Annotated in this window: 25 protein-coding genes; 7 read left to right on the top strand and 18 right to left on the bottom strand. The window is 43.2% G+C overall.

The window, feature by feature from the left end:
• Positions 1-7 precede the first annotated feature (7 nt).
• The 10 genes from TY87_RS04330 to TY87_RS04285 all read right to left on the bottom strand — a co-directional run bounded on the left by TY87_RS04330 (position 8) and on the right by TY87_RS04285 (position 8,776).
• Positions 8-1,852, bottom strand: a complete 1,845-nt coding sequence (locus TY87_RS04330; RefSeq protein ID WP_100186118.1) for an AMP-binding protein — start codon at positions 1,850-1,852, stop codon at positions 8-10.
• A 96-nt stretch (positions 1,853-1,948) separates the two neighbouring features.
• Complete coding sequence (locus TY87_RS04325; protein WP_100186117.1) at positions 1,949-2,725, bottom strand: 2-keto-4-pentenoate hydratase; 777 nt, start codon at positions 2,723-2,725, stop codon at positions 1,949-1,951.
• An 11-nt stretch (positions 2,726-2,736) separates the two neighbouring features.
• A complete protein-coding gene (locus tag TY87_RS04320; RefSeq protein ID WP_100186116.1) occupies positions 2,737-3,693 on the bottom strand; it encodes an NAD(P)H-dependent flavin oxidoreductase in 957 nt (318 codons plus the stop codon).
• 19 nt (positions 3,694-3,712) lie between these two features.
• Complete coding sequence (locus TY87_RS04315) at positions 3,713-4,495, bottom strand: SDR family NAD(P)-dependent oxidoreductase (RefSeq protein WP_100186115.1); 783 nt, start codon at positions 4,493-4,495, stop codon at positions 3,713-3,715.
• Positions 4,496-4,505: 10 nt separating this feature from the next.
• Entirely contained in the window at positions 4,506-5,045 is a 540-nt protein-coding gene (locus TY87_RS04310) for a 3-phenylpropionate/cinnamic acid dioxygenase subunit beta (protein ID WP_100186114.1), read from the bottom strand.
• 2 nt (positions 5,046-5,047) lie between these two features.
• Positions 5,048-6,427 (bottom strand): aromatic ring-hydroxylating oxygenase subunit alpha, encoded by a 1,380-nt coding sequence (locus TY87_RS04305; RefSeq protein WP_100186113.1) that lies wholly within the window; start codon positions 6,425-6,427, stop codon positions 5,048-5,050.
• Positions 6,428-6,439: 12 nt separating this feature from the next.
• The gene (locus TY87_RS04300; RefSeq protein ID WP_100186112.1) at positions 6,440-6,787 is read right to left on the bottom strand and encodes a non-heme iron oxygenase ferredoxin subunit; all 348 of its coding nucleotides are present in this window, start codon (positions 6,785-6,787) and stop codon (positions 6,440-6,442) included.
• 4 nt (positions 6,788-6,791) lie between these two features.
• Entirely contained in the window at positions 6,792-7,646 is an 855-nt protein-coding gene (locus TY87_RS04295) for a DODA-type extradiol aromatic ring-opening family dioxygenase (RefSeq protein WP_100186111.1), read from the bottom strand.
• Between the two features lie 4 nt (positions 7,647-7,650).
• On the bottom strand, positions 7,651-7,935 hold the full coding sequence (locus TY87_RS04290; protein ID WP_100186110.1) for an extradiol ring-cleavage dioxygenase: 285 nt from the start codon (positions 7,933-7,935) through the stop codon (positions 7,651-7,653).
• A 22-nt stretch (positions 7,936-7,957) separates the two neighbouring features.
• Positions 7,958-8,776 carry an alpha/beta fold hydrolase gene (locus TY87_RS04285; RefSeq protein WP_100186109.1) on the bottom strand — a complete coding sequence of 273 codons (819 nt, stop codon included), beginning with the start codon at positions 8,774-8,776 and terminating at the stop codon, positions 7,958-7,960.
• Between the two features lie 502 nt (positions 8,777-9,278).
• On the opposite strand from TY87_RS04285, the gene TY87_RS04280 reads away from it, so the two are divergent.
• Positions 9,279-9,521: an AzlD domain-containing protein gene (locus tag TY87_RS04280; RefSeq protein WP_100186108.1), complete on the top strand. Its 243-nt coding sequence runs from the start codon at positions 9,279-9,281 to the stop codon at positions 9,519-9,521.
• Between the two features lie 7 nt (positions 9,522-9,528).
• Here the strand turns inward: TY87_RS04280 and TY87_RS04275 are convergent, their stop codons facing one another.
• From TY87_RS04275 to TY87_RS04265, 3 genes are read right to left on the bottom strand one after another with little or no spacing between them, the layout of a single operon-like run.
• Entirely contained in the window at positions 9,529-9,807 is a 279-nt protein-coding gene (locus TY87_RS04275) for a putative quinol monooxygenase (protein ID WP_100186107.1), read from the bottom strand.
• A 12-nt stretch (positions 9,808-9,819) separates the two neighbouring features.
• Entirely contained in the window at positions 9,820-10,332 is a 513-nt protein-coding gene (locus TY87_RS04270) for a GNAT family N-acetyltransferase (protein WP_100186106.1), read from the bottom strand.
• Between the two features lie 19 nt (positions 10,333-10,351).
• Positions 10,352-11,266: a DMT family transporter gene (locus TY87_RS04265; protein WP_100186105.1), complete on the bottom strand. Its 915-nt coding sequence runs from the start codon at positions 11,264-11,266 to the stop codon at positions 10,352-10,354.
• Positions 11,267-11,423: 157 nt separating this feature from the next.
• Here TY87_RS04265 and TY87_RS04260 point away from each other — a divergent pair, with 157 nt between their 5' ends.
• Positions 11,424-11,885: an Lrp/AsnC family transcriptional regulator gene (locus TY87_RS04260; RefSeq protein ID WP_100186104.1), complete on the top strand. Its 462-nt coding sequence runs from the start codon at positions 11,424-11,426 to the stop codon at positions 11,883-11,885.
• A 22-nt stretch (positions 11,886-11,907) separates the two neighbouring features.
• Here the strand turns inward: TY87_RS04260 and TY87_RS04255 are convergent, their stop codons facing one another.
• The 3 genes from TY87_RS04255 to TY87_RS04245 all read right to left on the bottom strand — a co-directional run bounded on the left by TY87_RS04255 (position 11,908) and on the right by TY87_RS04245 (position 14,730).
• The gene (locus TY87_RS04255) at positions 11,908-13,326 is read right to left on the bottom strand and encodes a sensor histidine kinase (RefSeq protein WP_100186103.1); all 1,419 of its coding nucleotides are present in this window, start codon (positions 13,324-13,326) and stop codon (positions 11,908-11,910) included.
• Complete coding sequence (locus TY87_RS04250) at positions 13,256-13,945, bottom strand: response regulator transcription factor (protein WP_100186102.1); 690 nt, start codon at positions 13,943-13,945, stop codon at positions 13,256-13,258. Before TY87_RS04250 ends, TY87_RS04255 begins: the two co-directional genes overlap by 71 nt.
• Before the next feature lie 176 nt (positions 13,946-14,121).
• Positions 14,122-14,730: a PepSY domain-containing protein gene (locus tag TY87_RS04245; protein WP_100186101.1), complete on the bottom strand. Its 609-nt coding sequence runs from the start codon at positions 14,728-14,730 to the stop codon at positions 14,122-14,124.
• 206 nt (positions 14,731-14,936) lie between these two features.
• On the opposite strand from TY87_RS04245, the gene TY87_RS04240 reads away from it, so the two are divergent.
• The 3 genes from TY87_RS04240 to TY87_RS04230 all read left to right on the top strand — a co-directional run bounded on the left by TY87_RS04240 (position 14,937) and on the right by TY87_RS04230 (position 16,410).
• Positions 14,937-15,389, top strand: a complete 453-nt coding sequence (locus TY87_RS04240) for a MarR family winged helix-turn-helix transcriptional regulator (protein ID WP_100186100.1) — start codon at positions 14,937-14,939, stop codon at positions 15,387-15,389.
• 137 nt (positions 15,390-15,526) lie between these two features.
• Positions 15,527-15,949, top strand: coding sequence for an organic hydroperoxide resistance protein (locus TY87_RS04235; protein WP_100186099.1), 423 nt, complete (start codon positions 15,527-15,529; stop codon positions 15,947-15,949).
• Between the two features lie 152 nt (positions 15,950-16,101).
• Positions 16,102-16,410, top strand: a complete 309-nt coding sequence (locus TY87_RS04230) for a 4a-hydroxytetrahydrobiopterin dehydratase (protein WP_100186098.1) — start codon at positions 16,102-16,104, stop codon at positions 16,408-16,410.
• A 45-nt stretch (positions 16,411-16,455) separates the two neighbouring features.
• On the opposite strand, the gene TY87_RS04225 is transcribed toward TY87_RS04230, so the two are convergent.
• Positions 16,456-17,088, bottom strand: a complete 633-nt coding sequence (locus TY87_RS04225) for a helix-turn-helix transcriptional regulator (RefSeq protein WP_100186097.1) — start codon at positions 17,086-17,088, stop codon at positions 16,456-16,458.
• 233 nt (positions 17,089-17,321) lie between these two features.
• Between TY87_RS04225 and TY87_RS04220 the strand changes: the two genes are divergently transcribed.
• A complete protein-coding gene (locus tag TY87_RS04220) occupies positions 17,322-18,338 on the top strand; it encodes an alpha/beta hydrolase family protein (RefSeq protein WP_100186096.1) in 1,017 nt (338 codons plus the stop codon).
• On the opposite strand, the gene TY87_RS04215 is transcribed toward TY87_RS04220, so the two are convergent.
• The gene (locus tag TY87_RS04215; protein WP_100186095.1) at positions 18,335-19,384 is read right to left on the bottom strand and encodes a helix-turn-helix domain-containing protein; all 1,050 of its coding nucleotides are present in this window, start codon (positions 19,382-19,384) and stop codon (positions 18,335-18,337) included. The genes TY87_RS04220 and TY87_RS04215 overlap by 4 nt on opposite strands.
• 149 nt (positions 19,385-19,533) lie before the next feature.
• Here TY87_RS04215 and TY87_RS04210 point away from each other — a divergent pair, with 149 nt between their 5' ends.
• Complete coding sequence (locus TY87_RS04210; RefSeq protein WP_100186094.1) at positions 19,534-19,887, top strand: DUF805 domain-containing protein; 354 nt, start codon at positions 19,534-19,536, stop codon at positions 19,885-19,887.
• Positions 19,888-19,897: the final 10 nt, after the last annotated feature.

Genomic DNA, 19,897 nt, shown 5'->3' with positions numbered 1-19,897 from the left:
ATTGACCTTAACCACAGACCACGGCTTGACCTTCACAGCTATAAATCTCTGCTATAAGTTCTTTTCGTGTCGTTAATAATTTGCGCTGATTGAAATTGCCCTTGTCTGTCACTTCTCCTAACTCGATGGATGTAGGAGTCTCTGCTAACACAATTTTCTCAATTTTTTGCGAAGAGCCTCTTGCTTGAGCATTTATTTCGTCAAGGGCTTCTTTAAAGATTCCGTTAAGCAAAGCACTTTCAAGAAGCTGGGTATGATTTAGTTCACCGCCTACTAATTTATAAATACTAGGCGTAGGGAACACGATTAAGCTAAGGTAATCTTTATCATGGCCCGCTATGAGGACGTCGGTAACTAACCCTTTAAGTGCTTCAACACAGCGTTTTTTCATGGTGGCGACGCACACCCAAGTGCCTGTCGACATTTTGAAGTCTTCGGAGACACGGCCATCGAACATAATTCCCGCAGATGGGTTCTCAGGGTCGGCTAAATAGCCAGCATCACCGATTTTATAGAAGCCATCCAAGTCAAAGCTTTCGTGAGTGTTTTTGGCGTCATTCAGATAACCTCGGAAAACATTCGGTCCCTTGATACGCATTTCAAATTTATTGTCATTGGGTGCCAGTTTTATTTGCACGCCGGGCATAGGAATGCCGATGTTTCCAAATTTTTCTAATACCCAGTGAACACTGGTGTTGGCTGGTGCCGTTTCTGTTGATCCCCATTCGGTAGAAAACAGAGGGTTGCAATTGTGTTTAGCCGCCAGTGTTTTAAGCTCTCGCCACACTGGCTCTGATAAGGATGCCGCTGCGTAAAATACCATTTGTAGGTTTTCAAAAAAGGCAGTAGAGAGGGCCTTATCCTGCTTAAGTAATGGAAGGAGGGCCTCATAACCTTTAGGGACGTTGAAAGAAAGCGTTGGCTTTACTTCAAGAATATTTGCCGCTGTTTTTTCAACCATACCCGGCATGGGACGACCTTCATCCACATATAAACTACCACCATTTCTTAGCACCAAATTGAAATTATGATTGGTGCCAAAAGTGTGGCTCCAAGGCAGCCAATCTAAAACTACAGGTGGCGTGGTTTCTAAAAATGGCAAACATTGGACAATCATTTGTTGGTTAGAGCACATCATTCTATGAGTCACAACGACGACTTTGGCGTGTCCTGTTGAGCCTGATGTCAGCATATATTTAGCTGCAGTATCCGCATCGACTCTGTCATATAACTCGTCAATAATGGCAGTGACTTCAACATTTGATAAATCGTGCAGAGTAGTTGTCGCTTGCCGTACCTTGTCTAGAGCATCAATACCAGACGAAACAAGAACTAGGTGATCTCCACTTAAAGAAGCTAAGGCTGAAGCAGAAGCTTGGCCATCTTCGGCATAAATGATGCTTGGGTTTAAATTTTCTACAGCAGCCGCTAAGCGATCATATTTACCTTCAAACATTGAGTACGCTACAGACAACGATGTGACAGGAATACCAATGTGCATCGCCGCCATTTTTATCAAAGCATGATCTATGGAGTTTGCCGAGATGATTAAAATAGGGCGTTCAAACGTCACGCCTGAGGCATAAATACCTTGAGCAATTTGCTCTGCTTTTTTTAGAAATTGGGCGTAGGTAAATGTACGCCAACCGTCTTGTGGCTGATGAATATTTTTCCGCTCGGCAATAAAAACTGTATCAGGCTTTTCTTTCGCCCATTTCTTTAGCCAATCTCCTACTCTTTTCTCATAGGGCAATAAAGCCATATTCGATTCAAGAATGATCTCACCCTTGTCATTACGCTCTGCGTTGACAGAAGGTGTAGGCAACTGCCCAAACACCGATAGCATTTCCATAACAAACCTCTTTTTATTGTTATATTTGATGGGCTCACCTCTTGTAGCGGTGTGTACCTGTCAAACTGGTAGAACTGTTCTCAATGATTTTAAAAACTATTTAGTGATAACCTGTATGGTTTCTAACCCCTTGAAATGAAACTCTACGGTCTGCCCTGCATTGAGCGTTACCATAGGCGCGAGAGCTCCAGACAAAACGACTTGGCCGCGTCGTATTGGACGTCCTAACGACACCATCTTGCGGACTAGCCATAAGGTTGCATAAAGTGGGTTTCCTAAACAGGCTGCTCCTGTTCCAGAAAACGCTATGTTTTCTGCACTTACTTCTACTTCGAGTTGTGTGAAATCGATGCCATGTGGTGAATAGAAAGTGTCACCGGGTACATATAAAGCGGAAGAAGCATTGTCGGCTACAGTATCCACCAAGGTGATTTTCCAATCGGCTATAGCTGAATCGACAATCTCTACAACTGGGAAAAAGTAATCAATGGCCGACTTGAGTTCTGATAGTGTGATATCAGCTTCTTCAATGTCACGATTGAAAACAAAACCGATTTCACCTTCTGCTTTTGGCGCGATCATTGAGTGTCGATCTAGATTTTGGTCTTTACGAATTTCCATATCGGCAAATAGTAAGCCAAAGTCTGGTTCATTGACGTTGAGTTGTTGTTGGACTGCTTCGGATGTCAGTCCTACTTTATAACCAATGATTCGCCCTCCATCCTCGACACGTTTATCACCGACGAGGGTTTGAATTGCATAAGCATCTTCCACCGTTAAACCTTCATATCGTTGACTGATCGGTGCAATAGGCTGACAAGTCCTGCGGGCTTGAATGAGTTCTTCTGCAATAGTACTTAGGTCATTAGACATAGTTTTTCTCCTCAGACAGCTTTAGCAAGTTGAGTTAGCAGGGTGTTTGCATTGCTTATCGCAGAGTTGAACTCTTCAACCATACTATCGACTATCTCTGCCGTGGTTTCTTTACTGCGGATTCGACCAACGCCATGGCCTGCAGACCAGACATCTTTCCAAGCTTTGTTTGCAGTAGAAATGTTGCCAGAGAAATCAATAGCTGCAGGGTTGTCGACACTTGGATCAATGTCAGCTTTTTCCAAACTTTGGCGCATCCAGTTAGCTTTAACACCACTAACGGCTTTTGTTTCAATGACATCGCCCATTTGAGCTTCTACCAACATGTCTCTATAGGCATCGGATACCAAGCTTTCTTGAGCACCAATAAAGCGAGTACCGGATAGAGCAAAATCGGCTCCGGCTACTAACATAGCAAGCAAATCATTTCCCGTTGAAATACAGCCTGCGATACCCAACGGACCATTCCAAAACTGCCGAACTTCGGCAATAAACGCCAATGGGTTATAAGTCCCAGTATGACCACCTGCGCCATTGGTTACTAAAATGAGCGCATCGACTCCAGCGTCTACGGCTTTTTTAGCCATGGCTGGGGTAATGACATCAGCAATGACTTTGCCACCATATGATTTTACTGCTTCCATGACTCGCGTAGGAGATCCAAGAGCGGTCGAAACAATGGCGGGTTGATAGCGTTTGACTAATTCAATTTCGGCATCAAAGCGATCATAGGTTTTATGCACGATCATATTGAACAGCCAAGGTAGATTCTCACTATTGAGCGCTTGATGAATCTGAGCCATCCATTGGTCAAGATCTTCAACGGTTCTAGCATTGGCCGCGGGCAAACTGCCGACTACGCCACTTTTAGAGGAGGCAATGGCCAATTCTGGTGACGATACCAAAAACATAGGAGCCACAATTAATGGCAGCTTTAAACTGTTAGATGAGGTGTCAAATAAGTTCATAGTCGTTTCCGTTTTATTTTTATTTTACGGCCCAACCACCATCACTATGGATGATGTTGCCAGTGGTGAAAGGCGATAACTCGTTGCTAGCTAGAACGAGGTAAAGGTGGGCATGATCTTTTGGTGAAGCGATACGATTTAGCGGTACTGCATTTGCCGCATTTTCTCGAAATCCCTTGATGCTATTGAGTGGCTGGGCACGATCTGACACTCCAGATACTGACGCCATTGCGGTATCCGTTGCGCCAGGCGAAACACCATTAACTCGTATCTCTGGCGCTAATTCGTGCCCGAGCTGCTTAATAATGCCGACAACAGCATGCTTACTTGCCACATATAAAACACCACCTCCACCCGCGTAGAAGCCAGAGTTTGATACGGTTAGTACAACTGAGCCGCCGGTCTTTTTTAATTCTGGTGCGGCCGCTTTTACGCCGTTGATATAGCCCAAAACATTGACATGAAAAAGCTTATCGAAGGTTTCGGATAGGCTGTCTCCATCGAGTTTGTGCAAAGGCGTGAAATAATCAAACAACGCCGCATTGCCAATAAAAGAATCTATTTTTCCGAAATGCTCTACAGTGGCCGTGACCATACGTTGGTTATCGGCAAACGATGCGACATCACCTTGTAAGGTGAAAATGTCTTCAGATATCTCTGAGCGTAATGCCGCAAGTTTGTCTGCATTTATGTCCATCACCGCAACGTTTGCACCTTGTTCGAACATGTATTCGACGACACCACGACCTATGCCATCGGCTCCACCTGTTATCAACACTACTTTGGATTGCATTAGCTTCATGTCTAGCACTCTAAATAAATGTATTAATGTTTTTGCAAGTGAGCGTTGCATTCGGCATTAGAATCAGTCGTTTTTTAAGCTTTAATGAGCCCTCTACTTTTAGCCAAGTGTCGTAGCGACGGCCGCTAAAAATATACTCTTCATCGAGTCCGCGTGAGCGAATGCTTTGAAACGTGGAATACACAATGTATTCACCTTCGTTTTCACCAAGAAATACTTCTACACCGGCAACAATATGAATATTTCGTGTCCCAGGGTTTTCTGCCCAAGCAGAGGGCTGATTAAAACGGGCGACACGGCGTTTAAGGTCGCGCATAGTGTCATCAAAAAACGCCATATGTTGGCTGTCAAAAAAACCATGTTCTAAAGGGTTTTCACGGCGACGATTTTCCATCCCTGGCATCCAATAATGGATTTCAGGGTGAAGAAGGTTCAACCAATCTTCGAACCTTTCTTCATCAAGAAGTCGATACTCTTTTGCCAAAACCATACTCACATGATGGAATTCTTCCGCAGACACAGGGGTAAGATCTTCACTTTTATAAAACATTATTAAGCTCCCTTTATTCCTGTTTTATCTGCATTGACGCCAGCTTCAGTCCGGCCATGATTTCGATTAGGCATGGCAGCCCAATTTGGTGATTTCAGTAGATCTCCCCAATATTGGTAAAAAGCACGTGAATTAGCTTCGTTTAGTTGGCCAAAATAGACATTTGCGGGCAAATCGGTTTCTTCCAGGCAGGAGTTTTGACCTAAGCCGACAAACAGATCTTGTTGAGACGTGACTCGGCCACGTGCGGTTTTAGTGCAGTACTCCCAATTTTCCCCGTCGTCCATTTCAAATACGCCAGTTGGCGAAAAGGTCATCATGGCACCTTTGCGCCATTTTTCTTTAACGTCATCTGGTGCGCTCTTATTAACAACAACCCAAGTGAATAACTCTATTTTATTGGGGCCTCTGGGTTGCCAAATTCGCACCGTATTTTGGCCAGGCAAAAATGAAAAATTAGGAAAAATAGTACAAGAGGAAACGGAGCCAATCATGTTCGACCGGAAATCCCCTAAACGCTCAGCGACAGACGGTTTTATGGTGTGCAAATATTTATTGAGTGCACTTTCGCCAAGGACAGCGACATTGCCGACAGTGTCCAAAGCAAATTCATAGCCATGTCCATTCCAGTTAACGGAATAAGATTCTTCGAAGTCACTGACCTTAGATACTGCGCCACCCAGCATAGCGCGAGCGGCTGAGTCATGAGTCCAGCCTGCGTGCAATATATCGCCAACAAAGTTCTCGGCTGCAATTTTCCAATTACAATCCATGGTCGAACGAATGCAGCCACCAACAAATTCAGTACCGCCTTCTTGATTGTCGAATAAAGCGTCTAAGTACCAAGTCATTGGGCCTAAATATTCTGCTAAAGATGGTGCGGCAGCATCGAAGGTCGCGAAGATTAAACCTTTATAAGAATCGATTTGAGCGACTTCCCTTAATCCCCACTGTGACGCATCGAAGTTGCTGCTTTCGTAAATACCTGATTCATGTTGACCAATTAGATTTCCTTCAATATTGAAAGACCAACCGTGGTAGTTACAGATAAAGCCCCGAGCATTCCCCGATTCAGAAAAACATACTTTATTGCCGCGGTGTGGGCAGGCATTGATAAACGCCTTATGGGAGCCATCTTTTTGGCGCACCACAATGACATCGTCTTCGCCCATTGTGGTGGTAAGGTAGTCCCCGGCTTTTTTGAACTGGGATTCATGGGCGACAAATAGCCAGCAGCGAGCAAAGACCTTTTCTAGCTCCTGATCATAGATATCTTGACGATGAAAAATCTCCCCTGAAATACGTGCATTGGGAATATCACAAAAACTGTCTATGTCAGGCAATGTGTCGGTTACGTCTATTGTTTTTATTTTGTTAGCCATGTTTTCAGCCTCTTAGCCTTTCGCAATCAAGTTTTGGTCTTTATTGCTTTCATTAATCAAGGCGAATAATTCGTCACCTTCCTGTTCTATTGGGTAAGACTTGATATTGATTTCACAGGGGAAACCTCTTGCTTCTCCTGTCGGTATATGAAATGTGCCCCAATGCACAGGACAAACGATTAGATCATCTTCAATATCACCTTCCGCCAGTGACGCGGTGGCATGACTGCATAAATCTGCAGTGGCATAAAATTGTCCACCTAAGTTATAGACAGCGATGTCGCCATGTTCAGCATTATCAATTTTACGAACCGTGTTATCTGGTACATCAGAGACGTTACAAAGAAATAGTCGTGTCATAATTTCAGCTCTTTGTTGGGTTCTTTTTCAGTTCTACGAAGCCCAATCCAGTTACCCATTCTGGGACAGGTTGATATTCGATTAATTCGCTAGAATCTGCTTCAACCGCCGCCATTGCGCAGACAAAATTGCGTAATTCCATGGCTCCATTACCGCCTTCTGACAGAATTTTTTCGTCACTTAGTGCCATGATGGATGCTTCATCCAATGACAGGCAGAACGCTAAAATTTCGCGATCGAAGTCTTCATTTACTGTGCCGGATTCTTTAGTGCCAACCCAATGGCTAATTCCACCGCTACCAATCACCGCAATACGCTCATCACCTTTAAATGCCTTTACTGCTTTGGCAATTGCTTGTCCTAGCTGTTGGCTGCGTTGCATGCTTAAAAACGGATCAACTGCGCTGGCAAGGTAAACAGGAATCGCTTTAATTTCCTTGCCTTTAATTTCTGATGCGCGTTGCACTATTTTTTGAAAAGGAATCGAAAATGAATGATCTGTGGTGAATGAACGTGCCACAGCCCAATCGAATCCATTTGCATGTCCATGGGTGGCAATGTGCGTTGCAAGAGCCTCGTTATTTGGTATGAGCTGTCGCTTAAGTCCAGGCATTTGATCAAGAGGGCCATCTAGGTCGCCCGTCGCGATACAGTATTGTGGTAAGCATGTTGTACCAAATAGCATGTAGTGGTCATTGCCTATAATAATGACGGTATCAACATCCAAATCGGCCAAATGAACAGCACAGGTTTCATAAGCTCCCCACGCTTTATCCGCGATGTCTTTAGCCGGTGCATCCGGCGCAACAAACATGATTGGGTCATGAGGAACTAAAAATCCACTTACTATTGTCGCCATTGTCTTATCCCTTTATTGATGCAGAGTGAACGCCGTTAGATCCCAGCTTTTGGTTATAAGTCTGCATGGAATTGTCCGGTGACATTTCGACCCAATACCCCATCGTCAACATTGGATTGACCCCCATTTCTTGTAGTGCTTTCACATCAAATGTGAGTATTTTTTCGATGTCTGATTTGTCTAAGGCAAATCGAGACAGAAATTTATTTGGATCTTCTTTGTATTTCACTTTAGAAAAACGATCGACAGACAGGTTCCAAAGTACTCGTTCAATTACGTCCCGTTTCATAAATATCCCCTTGGGTATTTGCTCAGCCGCCAACAAATGCAGTAACGACATTCATGAATTTTGAGCGCTGTTCAGACTGAACCCAATGACCGCACTGACCAAAAACATACAGATCTGCGTTTGGTATGTTGTTCACTAGGCGTTGTCCGCACTCAAGAGGTACAACGGCATCTTCACGACCATGAAGGACTAAAGTCGGCGCGGTAATTTTTTGTAAAGCACCTTCAGGAAAGCCTTTTACTAAGGTTTCTCCGTCATCATTTGGCTTGGGGATAAGTTTACGTAAGGCTTCTTGGGAGCCTGAGCGAGCACTTGCCTCATAGCGAGATTTCACTAACTCATCGGTGATCAGAGACTTGTCGTAAGGGAACAGTGCCATTAACTCGCGCATATTATTTTCGGAAGGTTCATAGCGCCATGCACCAGCTAGGCCAGGTGTTTGTACAAAAGTACCTGCAGGTGTACCTAGTAGAGCCAGTTTATTTAGACGGTCTGGTGAAAAAAGAGCTAAACCAACACCGACTGCTCCACCAAAAGAATTGCCTACCAAAGATGCCTTTTCAATACCAACCGCGTTCATGAATTCGACTAAATGATTGACCCAAAATTTAATATCGTATTGGGTGTCTTCTTTAAATTCTGTAAAACCGAATCCTGCAATATCAGGTACAAAAACGTGAAAATGTTCGCCAAGCTCAGCCATGACGCCATTCCAGTTTGTCCAACCAGACACACCAGGACCTGAACCATGCAACAACAATAAAGGCTCACCACTGCCGCATTCAAAGTAGGCTGTTTTATGACCTGCAGCCATTACAAATTTACGATCTAATTCTTTCATTATTATCCCTCAACATACAACACTGTATGTTTGTAGTATCGATACATACATAAGTGTATGTCAATATGTTTTTTCTCCTTTTTTGTTAAGAGTGGTTTTTTTTGCAATGTTATCTTTGAAGTTAAAAGACAATTTTTATTATTAATTGAAGCGATAAATTAAGAGGTACATGAAGAAAGGAATAAAATATAAGAAGAGATAAATATTTGAAAAATATAAATAAAATTGAAATTCTGAGTGACACTAATTCTAATTGTGATTCGAAGTCATAGCGGAGAATTTTCTCCGCTATGACTTGTAATTATGAGCATAAATTTCATGGATGAGAGAGATGTCCATACACCTTAATGCTCGGTAACAAAAACGGCCATAGTGTCTTTTTTAAAGCTTTAAACACGTATGGCTGATCGTCAGGGTAACAAATGTAATCCCAAAGCCTTAACTCAACCGGATTATTTTCTAATCCAACCAAAACGCGACCTTCCGCTATTTCGGTTCGGTTTTGGAAAAATACCTCAAGGTTTTTCAGCGCTATGAAGCCTTATTAAATGATATGGGAATTGTCTTACTCATTGCTGTAGCAGCCGTCGCCATGATTTATGAGTCTGGCGATTTCTCTGGTTGGGCAAGATGCATCGGCGTATTTTGTACTGGTGTATTGGCTTACCTACGCGTCAACATCTTATGGGGTTTGCTGGTGGGAATGATAGTAACGGTTGTACTAAGATGGATAAGCGTTGCCTAAACTATCTTTAGTTTTCCGTGATTGTATAAAACCGTTCAACATTTTTCGTTACTTCACCCCAATGAGACGCTTTCACCCTGGCTTGATGTTTTTCAAATGCGGCTTTGTCGGTGAATTCTTCATAGACAGAAAAGCGTTGAGGGTTGGTTGAATCTCTGGTCACAGTGAAGGTAATGCAACCTGCTTCTTGATGAGTCAGCGCTATGTGGTTTGGTAGCTCTGCCAATACTGCGTCTAGATCTTCACTTGGAACTTCAATGTGGCCGCTAAGGGTGATTTTTGACATGGTTAGCGCTCTCTATTTATTTAGGCTTTGATCAAGATCATACACCATATAAGTGACGGAAAAAGGTAGATGGTCGAAGTGTTTAGTGTCGCCTTTTACGAAGCCAAGTTGTTCGTACCAATCTTGCAATTTAATGTGTTCACCGATCACGCCAATGCTGATGAAGTCGAGCTGGTCAGCATTAGCCTGTTCAATAATGTGTGCCACGAGTTGTGATCCGATGCCTTTGCTTTGTTGCTCAGGTAAAACCGATAATCGGTTCAAGTAGGCTTTGCGAACACCGGTTGAATTGGCGGGTACTTCGTAAGCCACACAAGCAATGGGCTCTTGGTTGTCTGTTAAAACAAAGTAGCGTTCGCCGCGCTCAAAATCTTTTTCTACCCAGCTGCTTTCACAAAAGGATGGATGCTTTGGGCCGTTTTCTTGGTTGATCGCAAACTGTTTAGCCACAGGGCAGTTTGCTTCACGAATGAGTTGTGCAATGGCATCGGATTGATCTGCGAATACTTCTTTTATCTGTCTCATGGTTTTCTCTTTTGTTTTTTTAGACTCTTTTTTTAGAAAGGGCCCAATTGAATTTCACAGCGCTGACGGCGAGTAATATCAATATCACACCGAGTATTTGCGTTAGGCTGATGTGGGTAGCAAAAGCCAAATGGTCGACAAACAAGGCGGTGATTGGATAGATAAATGACAGTAGTGCAATCAAGCTGGTGGGTAGTTTTTGAAAGCTGTCATACATGATGATGTACATAAATCCGGTTAGCACGGCACCGAGAATCAACAAGTCGATCCACTGACTGGTTTGCGTTGGTAAGTTGTCAAAATCGGCAAAGGGCAGGAGCATAAAAACACCCACGATAACCTGCACCAAGGCGACAAAGGTTGATGGTACCTGACTGACTTTCTTGGTCACTAAGGTGGTCACGGTATAAAGCAGCGCCGCACCTAAAGCGAGTAATAACCCGAATAGGGCGGAAGCGCCTTCACGGCTCATGTCATCAGAAAACAGTGCCTTGATCTCGTTGAAATCCAGTTCGGCAATTAAAAACAACCCGACAAGGGCTAGCGCCAACCAAAATAACAAACTGCCAGATAGCTTTTTTTTGGTGAGTAACGCGCCAGTTAAGACTAAAAATAATGGCTGCATATGGTAAGCCACAGTGGCGATAGAAAAGGGAATGTAATTGAACGAGGCAAATAGAAATATCCAGTTTCCTACTAAAGTAATGCCGCCCAAAATAATCATCAGCAAGACGCTGCGCTGGAAGTATTCGCGACGAAGTAATCCCGCATAGTAGGCGTACCCCCCCAGCACCAGAGTACCTATAACACAGCGAAACAGCACCACATTCCAAAACGCTTGACCTGAACTGATAACAAAATAGCCGATAGTGCCAGACAGTATCATCGCTAGGATTAGTTCAATGCTGCCGATTGTGTTGCTGGAACGATTCATGTGGGATTCCTCAAATAGTCCTCTTAGTAAAATGTTCAGCTGAATACCTTTTTTCGAGGAAGTGTTCTATGGTGAATAGAATAGAACCGAAAGCCCTACTTTGGCAGATATAAAAATAGGTAAATATCATAAAACACTGTCTATATCGGAGGTAAAAGTGCGAAATAACCTAAAAAAAGAAGAGTATGTCTTAGACGGCATTGATACTAAGCTCATCGAACTGCTTTATGCGAATGCAAGAACCCCTGTTACCGAGCTAGCGCGTTCTGTTGGAATGACCGCCCCCAGTGTCAATGAACGACTCAAACGTTTGGAAGAAAGTGGCGTGATAGCGGGCTATCGAGTGGAAGTGAACCCTAAAGTGCTGGGTTATAGTTTGATGGCGATTGTGCGTATGCGCCAGCTGCCAGGCAAATTAAAAGCGTTAGAAGCGTTAATTAGTTCGATACCGGAATTTGTTGAATGCGATAAAGTCACTGGTGAAGATTGCTATGTTGCTCGTTTATATTTGAAAGACATCAGCGAGCTAGACCCCATTTTAGATCGAGTGTCTGAACTAGCCGATACCAATACTTCGATTGTGAAATCGACTCCAGTGACACGACGTTTGTTGGTTTAAAGCGTGTTTACCTCAATCTGTGTCAGTCACTCGTCTCTGTTCCAATAAGTCCATTACCCTGATGTCGAGTGTTAAGAGTCACGTGTACTTGTAGGCCTGGATGATTGTCTTGAAGTTCTAGCTTCCCTTGATGAAAGTGTGCGATGGCTTTGATTAATGGGAAGCCTAGTCCATATCCGGGGCTTGTGCGGCTTGATTCTAGGCGAAATAAACGCTGTAGGGCTTTGTCTTTAAATTCATCAGGTATGCCTGGGCCGTTGTCTTTGACAATGAAGCCTGAGGTGGTGGTAATCAATTCGATAGCACCACCAGAACCTGTGTATTTGCAGGCATTTTCTAGGGTATTAAACATGGCGCGGAAAATAAGCGTTTTGTCACCCTTAATGTGGGGCTGAGCAGTGGCAATAAATGACAGAGTTTGCTGCTTATCTTGAGTCAACGGTTGTATTAGGTCGATAACATCTTCTGCTATTTGATTAATATTCACAGTGTCAAAGTGGGAGTCAGTTTGCTTATGTTCTAGCCTGCTTAGCTCTAGCATGGCGCTAAACGTCGTTAGAATATGATCCAGCTCTTCAAGCATTTCTTGTAACTGGGATTCGTTAATAGGTGCTTCATCTAAGGTGTTTAGGTGGCTTTCGAGGCGTAGACGCAGTCTGCCAAGTGGTGTACGAAGATCGTGGGCGATGGCATCAGTTACGCCTGAGACAGCATGGAAAGAATCTTCCAGTTGATTGAGCATTCTGTTTATGTAGTTAGCAAGTAGGTCGAATTCATCTTGGCGATGGCTAACGGTGACCCGTGCACCTAGGTCACCGGATTGTATGACCTTGGCGGTGTCGTTGATGTTTTTGATGCGGCTGAGGAGTTGTGTCGATAAGTAGCGTCCAGATAGCACACCCAACCCTAGGGTTAGTAGTAAAGCCAATATGCCAGCCCGAAGAAATTGCGTTTGCAAGAAATACAAGTTTTCATCATCAAACGCGACCAATAAGCGTCCATGGGTGAGTGTTGTAATACAGCCTATGTAAAAGCGCAGATCGTTAGCACTGTCGACAAAAAAGGTCGTTTGCGCAGGGCAAGTTGCAAGGCTAGTTGGTAAGCGGGTAAGGTTTCCGTATGTTGTATGCGCATTTTCATAGGCAAGCACTAGGTTGTTAACTTGCTTGGCCTGACTGGTAAATTGAAGCAGGTATTCATCTTCGTTCATTTGTTGGTTGAACAGGCGTTGTTGCTGCGTAATAAGCTGAATTTGCTGTTGATAGCTGCGGCTTATCTCCCCTACGCTGAGTTGATAGAGCACAAAAAAAGCCACCGCCATTAAGGTGATTAATAGGGTCGTGTAAAGCAGAGTAAAGCGCCAAGCAAAGCTAGCTCGTCGCTTTTTCAACCAACCGGTAACCAACGCCGCGTATTGTTTCAAGGATCGGGGGAAGGTCATCGGTTTCTACCTTTTTTCGTAAGCGTGCCACGTGAACATCAATGACATTGGTCTGTGGGTCGAAGTCATAATCCCATACAGCCTCAAACAATAAGGTGCGGGTAACGACTTGTTTAGGGTGTTCCATTAAATAGCGTAGGATTTGGAACTCTTTTGGCTGAAGGTTGATTTCTCTTCCAGCTCGCCAAACTTGTCTCGTAAGTAGATCCATTTTCAGGTCAGACACTTGTAACAAAGTACTTTGTTGCACAGCTGCCATGGGTTGTCTTCTGATGAGTATTTCAACGCGAGCTAGAAGTTCGGCAAAGGCGAAGGGTTTGACAAGGTAATCGTCTCCGCCTTCACGTAGCCCTTTGACTCGCTCATCAACAGAATCTAATGCGCTGAGTATTAAAACTGGTAAGGTTTTTTGGGCGCTGCGCAATGTATTGAGAACTGTCATACCATCTAATTTTGGAAGCATGCGATCCAGGATGATCAGCTGATAATCCCCTTCTAATGCTTGGAACAGAGCATCTTGTCCATCACTGGCGACGTCCACTTGATAGCCCTGTTCTGTGAGGCCTTTTTTAATAAAACCTTGTGTGACGATATCGTCTTCAACTACCAAAATTCGCACTATTTGTTCCTATCATTGTGAGCCTGCCATTCTTACGTTTATCATTTTCGTGTCTGCCATTTTTGTTTCTATTACGGCGGCGGCTCTTATGTTAAGCAAGTTTTTCCAATGCTGACATACAAGTTTTTTCAATACTGGCATAGAGGAACTGCTTATTTTTGAAAAAAGCGACGCATTTAGCGTCGCAGTGAGGGAATTACTTCACCTGATTTTGCGTCCATTAATATTTTTGTCGAACCAGATGGTCCTAGCAATTCGACTTCATAGAATGTTAATCCACGTTTGTGTTCTAGCTCGATGGATTCAATATAAGAACCTTCTTGTGGATTAGAAAGCGCTATTGCATTTTTAATGGAAACGCCTTGTTGTAGTGCTTCCAGTGCGGCTTGATCATTGTCATCTAATTTATTAAAGCCCATGAAACGTAGAGATTTAGAGTGTCTATCTATTTCTTCACCGCTGTACAGTGCATATTTTGCTTTGTATCTTACTCCTTCTTTTAGGTCGATCCCTTTGATTTCATACACCAGAATGTTGTCTTCGTCATCCAGTTCGATTTCCATCACAGTAGAAGGAAAATCAGCTTGGAACTTTTCTAGGAGGCTATCCAAAGAAACTTTACTAGATTTTAGTGCCTGTAGCATAAGTTGATCTTCTTGATAGTCATCGCTGTCTTTTGCGTGCACCGTGCTGCTCATCAAGATAGCGCTTGTGCATAAGGCGACAAATGTACTTATCGAAAAAAAGGTAGTGAAGATAACGCTAAGCTTTGCTTTAAGAGTCATGATTATTAACCTATATAGTGTGGTTGTTTGAATGAATATGGCGACACTATAGCTGGCAGTTATTAACGACAAGATGGCCGCAACATTAAACTTTGTTCATCTTGAGTGAAGGCTTTTTATCTAGCGATATACGGTTACCTGTAAAACAGTGTAGAATTTCTAATTATTATCGCTATAACTATTCGCGCAACCATCAACGAGAACTTATGACTTCTGACAATTCTATATTCCCCGACAACCCATTATTACTCGACAATCAGTTGTGTTTTGCCTTGTACTCGACTTCTCTTGCGATGACGCAGTTCTATAAAGAGCCGCTTTCTGCTATCGGCCTGACGTATCCGCAATATACGGTGATGTTGATTTTATGGGAGCAAGATGGGGTGAGTTTGAAACACATCAGTGATGCGCTTGGGCAAAAATCTGGTGCGCTAACACCCGTGATAAAGCGCATGGAAGCCGATGGCTTAGTTCAGAGGCTGCGTGGTGTGGACGATGATCGAAGTTTAAGTATTGCCTTGACTGAAAAAGGTAAAAAGCTGCGCGAACAAGGTTTAGAAGTGAACCGCTGTGTTGCTGAGGCCTGCGGAATCGATATGGATGAAGTTGTGGCTTTACGTGAGCAGCTAGTAGCCCTTAGAAAAAAACTTGTAAAATAGTGCTTGCGCAATAATAGTTATTGCAATAACATAAATCCATCAGCTCAGGTAACTGAGCTTTTATTTTACTATATAGTTATCGCGATAATTATTATTTAGATAACTTAATCCAATGATGTCATTCTAGGAGCAATATTATGCAAGCAGTTTATAGCGCAACAGCAACCTCTACAGGTGGCCGCGATGGTCGTTCTGTTTCATCTGATAACAAATTGGATCTTGCTCTAAGCACGCCAAAAGAATTGGGCGGCGCTGGCGGTGAAGGCACTAACCCAGAGCAGCTTTTCGCAGCAGGTTATTCTGCTTGTTTCATCGGCGCATTGAAGTTGGTTGCATCTCAACAGAAAGTAAAAGTGCCTAATGACGTTAACGTCACAGCAACTATTGGTATCGGCGCTAACACTAAAGGCGAAGGTTTTGCTATCTGCGCAGATTTAGAAGTAAATATTCCAGGTGTAGAAAAAGACGTAGTAGAGCAATTGGTTGAAGCAGCTCACAAGGTTTGCCCATACTCAAATGCAACGCGTGGCAACATCGACGTAAATTTCACTATCAAGTAAGCGATATATAAAATTTATTAGGTTAGTTTCAAAAATCCCTTTTGCATGAAGTTGCACAAGGGATTTTTTTGTTACGTTTTAATCAGGGACTTAAGCGACTACACTGATGCTTGGTATGATAAATTTTCTGATTTAAATAGAGGTGAAAAAGCATGACACATCGAAAGCTCGAACAGCATGAGATAGAGAAAGCACTTAACCAATTAAATACAGAAGCGTCACAAGACTGGTCGATAGAAGATGAAAAGCTCAGTAAAACTTTTAAATTCAAAGACTTTCAACACGCTTTTGGTTTTATGACCATGTGTGCGATCTACGCTGAAAAGCAAGACCATCATCCAGAATGGTTTAATGTTTACAACAAAGTCAGCATTCAACTGACGTCCCACGATGTATCTGGCATTTCCGATAAAGACTTTGATCTTGCCAAGAAAATGGAAGCCTTTGCATTGTCTGCGTAACAGATAATTCACGACAACGCGCAGGCTTCGGGTTTCGATTATTCGCTAATTAGTTAGAATAGCCGCCAATAGTTGACTGGAAGTCGGTACTAATCCCACTTTAATCTCGAAAGGTTTGAACACCTTGTTGATGATTTCTGCCGTGTAGTTGCCTTTGTCGTTTTCGATTTCGGATAAGGTTTTACGAGAGACGCCGCACAGTTTTGTGTAGGCGTCTTGTCTAATGCCAAGAACGCCAACGCGTAATTCTCGCAGTGCGGCGCCTTGTGTCATTTCATCCAACAATAAACTTTTGATGATCTGATTAATCGCGATTAATTGTTCTTCTTTTGTCATCGGCTCTAAGCTTTTAGACGCACGCTGACGAGTGCTGCTTGATGATTCTGGCGCGTCAGCCTCAATAGCAATAGGGCTTTCAGCAAGGTTTTTAATAGAGTCATCAATAGTACTTTCTATCGCTTTTTTGGTTTTGCTTTTCTTCGGCGTTTGGGGATCTGTGGTAGAGACTTTCACAACTTCAGTAGATACGATCACTTCAGGCTGAGAATCTTTTTTTTCTTTAGAATGTTTCTTGGTTTCTAGTTTGTCCTGCTTCTTCTTTTTTTGCTCATTTTTCTTTGATTTGGCTTTATGCTTCTTCAATGGTTGAGCGCTGTCTAACTGTCCTTTCATCTTCATTTTGTCGTCTCCGTAGGCCTTATAAAAAAGCGAGGTTGAGTACCGTGAATGAAATAAGAGTACAGAGCTAATATGACAGATAAGTAACAATAACGGTGAAAACGATTTTATTTTCTGAGTGTGGCTACTTGATTGTCTTGATATAACGTCCTCAATCCTGTTCTAGGACGCTTTCCCTGTATTTTCCTTTCATAGTGATTTCTTTCTAAAGCATCTTGAAGAGGAATTACATCATGAGAGGATTTGCGAGTTTCATTCTATTGGTGGCCTGCTGGGCGTCGAATGCGTCCGCGTATTCGGTGGGTTTTGATCAGGTTCAGTTGTACACAGACAGCGATAGACCGTTAAAAGCCAGTGTTTGGTATCCATCCCAGACGATATTTCCCACTGAAAGAATCGCGGAAAACGCGGCGTTTTTGGGAACCGATGTGGTACGAGTTGGAACGCCGCAGGCGGGTAAGTTTCCGCTGGTAGTGATTTCTCATGGTTATCGTGGTAACTGGCGTAATCAAAATTGGCTCGCTACGAAGTTTGCACAAGACGGTTATGTCGTGGCGTCGCTTGATCATCCTGGTACTACCTCTTTTGATCATTCCCCACAAGCGGCGGCTCAGTGGTGGCAACGCGCTGGAGACTTATCGCGCTTGTTGGATTGGTTGTTGAACGAGTCTTACCTATTGCCAAATATCGATGCTAACAATATCACTGCTATTGGCCATTCATTGGGTGGTTGGACTGTGATGTTGCTTGCTGGCGCGCAATTTGATCGTGACCAGCTAAAGCAAGAATGTGTTCTTAAAAATAATCCTCGAGTGTGTGGTTTGATGACTGAACTTGGTTTGAATCAACCACAAATAGGCGAGCCGACTGGCAGTTTAAAAGATGAGCGAATCAAGCGAGTTGTGTCGTTAGATTTAGGTTTGGCGAGAAGCTTGTCACGCCAAAGTTTACAGGTCTTAACGATACAAACATTGATCCTTGCGGCGGGTGTCGATATTGGCGATTTACCACAAGCGGAAGAGTCTGGTTTTCTCGCACAGTATCTACCAAAAAATACCTATGAATACATAGTGTACCCAGACGCAGCGCACTTTAGCTTTATGCAGCTTTGTAAACCGGGCGCTATTGAAATGATAGAAGAGGAAGATCCGGGCGATGGTATTGTTTGCCAAGATGGTAATTGGCGTACTAGGGACGAACTTCACCAGGTTATGCATCGGAACATCATTCGATTTATCCAAGCTTCTTAACCCTTTATATTAGCGCGCCGAAAGGCGCTCGGTGTCTGTTGTGTCACGCGAGAAAACTCCCGATGGAAGTTAGATTTCGTCTGAAAGCCAGAATCCATATAAATTTGGGTGATGGCTTTGTCGGTTGATAGCAGTAGTGTTTTGGCTCGTTCAATACGATATTCGTTCACTACTTGCGAAATGTTGCGACCGTAAACTTGGTTAATGGCAGCAGAGATTTGACGCGCTGGAATACAGGCTTTTCTGGCGAGTCTATCGAGTGTTAGGTCTGGATCGAGAAACGCTTCTTTGGTGCTAAGAAGCACTTCTATTTTGTGCACTATGTCTTTTACTTCATCATCGGTTAATGGGTGATGAGGCTTGTCTTTTGATTCTTCTACAGGCGTTGTTTTTCCATTATGATCGGATGATTCGTTAACGCTGGGTGCAATGCTTAGGCTCATCATAATGACGGCGATTGCCAAAATAGGCAGTAATACAGCATGACCAATGGCGAGAATAATCAGCGCATGTTCGCCAGCAAAAAAGGAGAAATCGACAGCCAAAGCTCCATCAATCATGGCAGACATTAACAGCATGGCACCTGCAATACGTTCGGCTTTTAGAGCATTGTCGATATCGGATAAGCGTACTTGTTCAGGTAGGTTTGATGTTTTAAATGAGGCGCGAATCAATGCAATGCCATAGCCCACATAAAGCAGCGTTAACATTGGGTCCAAAGGTGGTCGCCAGAATGGATAGCTGAAAGACGCCAAGGTAACAAAAATAGGCGGTAAAACATGCCAAACTTTAAACTTATGGCGCTTATGAGCGCTTGAAAAACAGTACCAAGCGGTAACGGGAATACAAGATGCCAAGATAGGTTGAATCAAACGAAATAACGAATAATCAAACGTCCAGCGTAGACCAACCACGGTCGTCGTTAGCGCACACAAAGCAATAAAAACAAACGCTGATGGTGTGGTTTCTTCGCGACGAAAAAACAAGACGCCAGCCAAGATAGCTAACAGCAAGGCAACTACAAAAGGTAAGGGAATAGCGATCATTTTGGTTCCATCTTTTATCACTCAGATCTTTATTATGTCCTAGATCCTTATCAAGAACGTCCTTAAACCTGATTTAGGACGCAAATCTTTTCTTCGCCACGTACTTTTAAGCCTTCAATGTCCCTCGGGATTAGTCAAAGGAGAAAAGTATGAATTGGTATTTTGATGCGTGGAAACGTTATGCGCAATTTTCAGGAAGAGCATCACTAGAAGCATTTTGGATGTTCTTTTTGGTGAATTTTTTGATCTCGGTAGTGTTTGTCTTGTTGGAAATCTTCTTTCAAGCAACGTGGAAAATAGAAGCGATTTATAGCCTGTTCGTTTTCTTGCCAATGTTGTCTTTAACCATACGCAGACTGCATGACACCAAACGTTCAGCTTGGTGGTTGCTGGTGGTTTTGCTTCCCGCAGTAGGCATGGTGGTTTTGCTGGTGTTATTAGCTTTACCAAGTGAGCCAGACAGCGATTTTTCTAATTATCCACAAAACAACGCGATGCTATAAACAGGAGCTA

The organism is Marinomonas sp. BSi20584 (assembly GCF_002792415.1).
Classification (GTDB): domain Bacteria; phylum Pseudomonadota; class Gammaproteobacteria; order Pseudomonadales; family Marinomonadaceae; genus Marinomonas; species Marinomonas polaris.
Note: the sequence above shows the minus strand (reverse complement) of the source record. Positions and strands in the feature narration are given on the sequence as shown.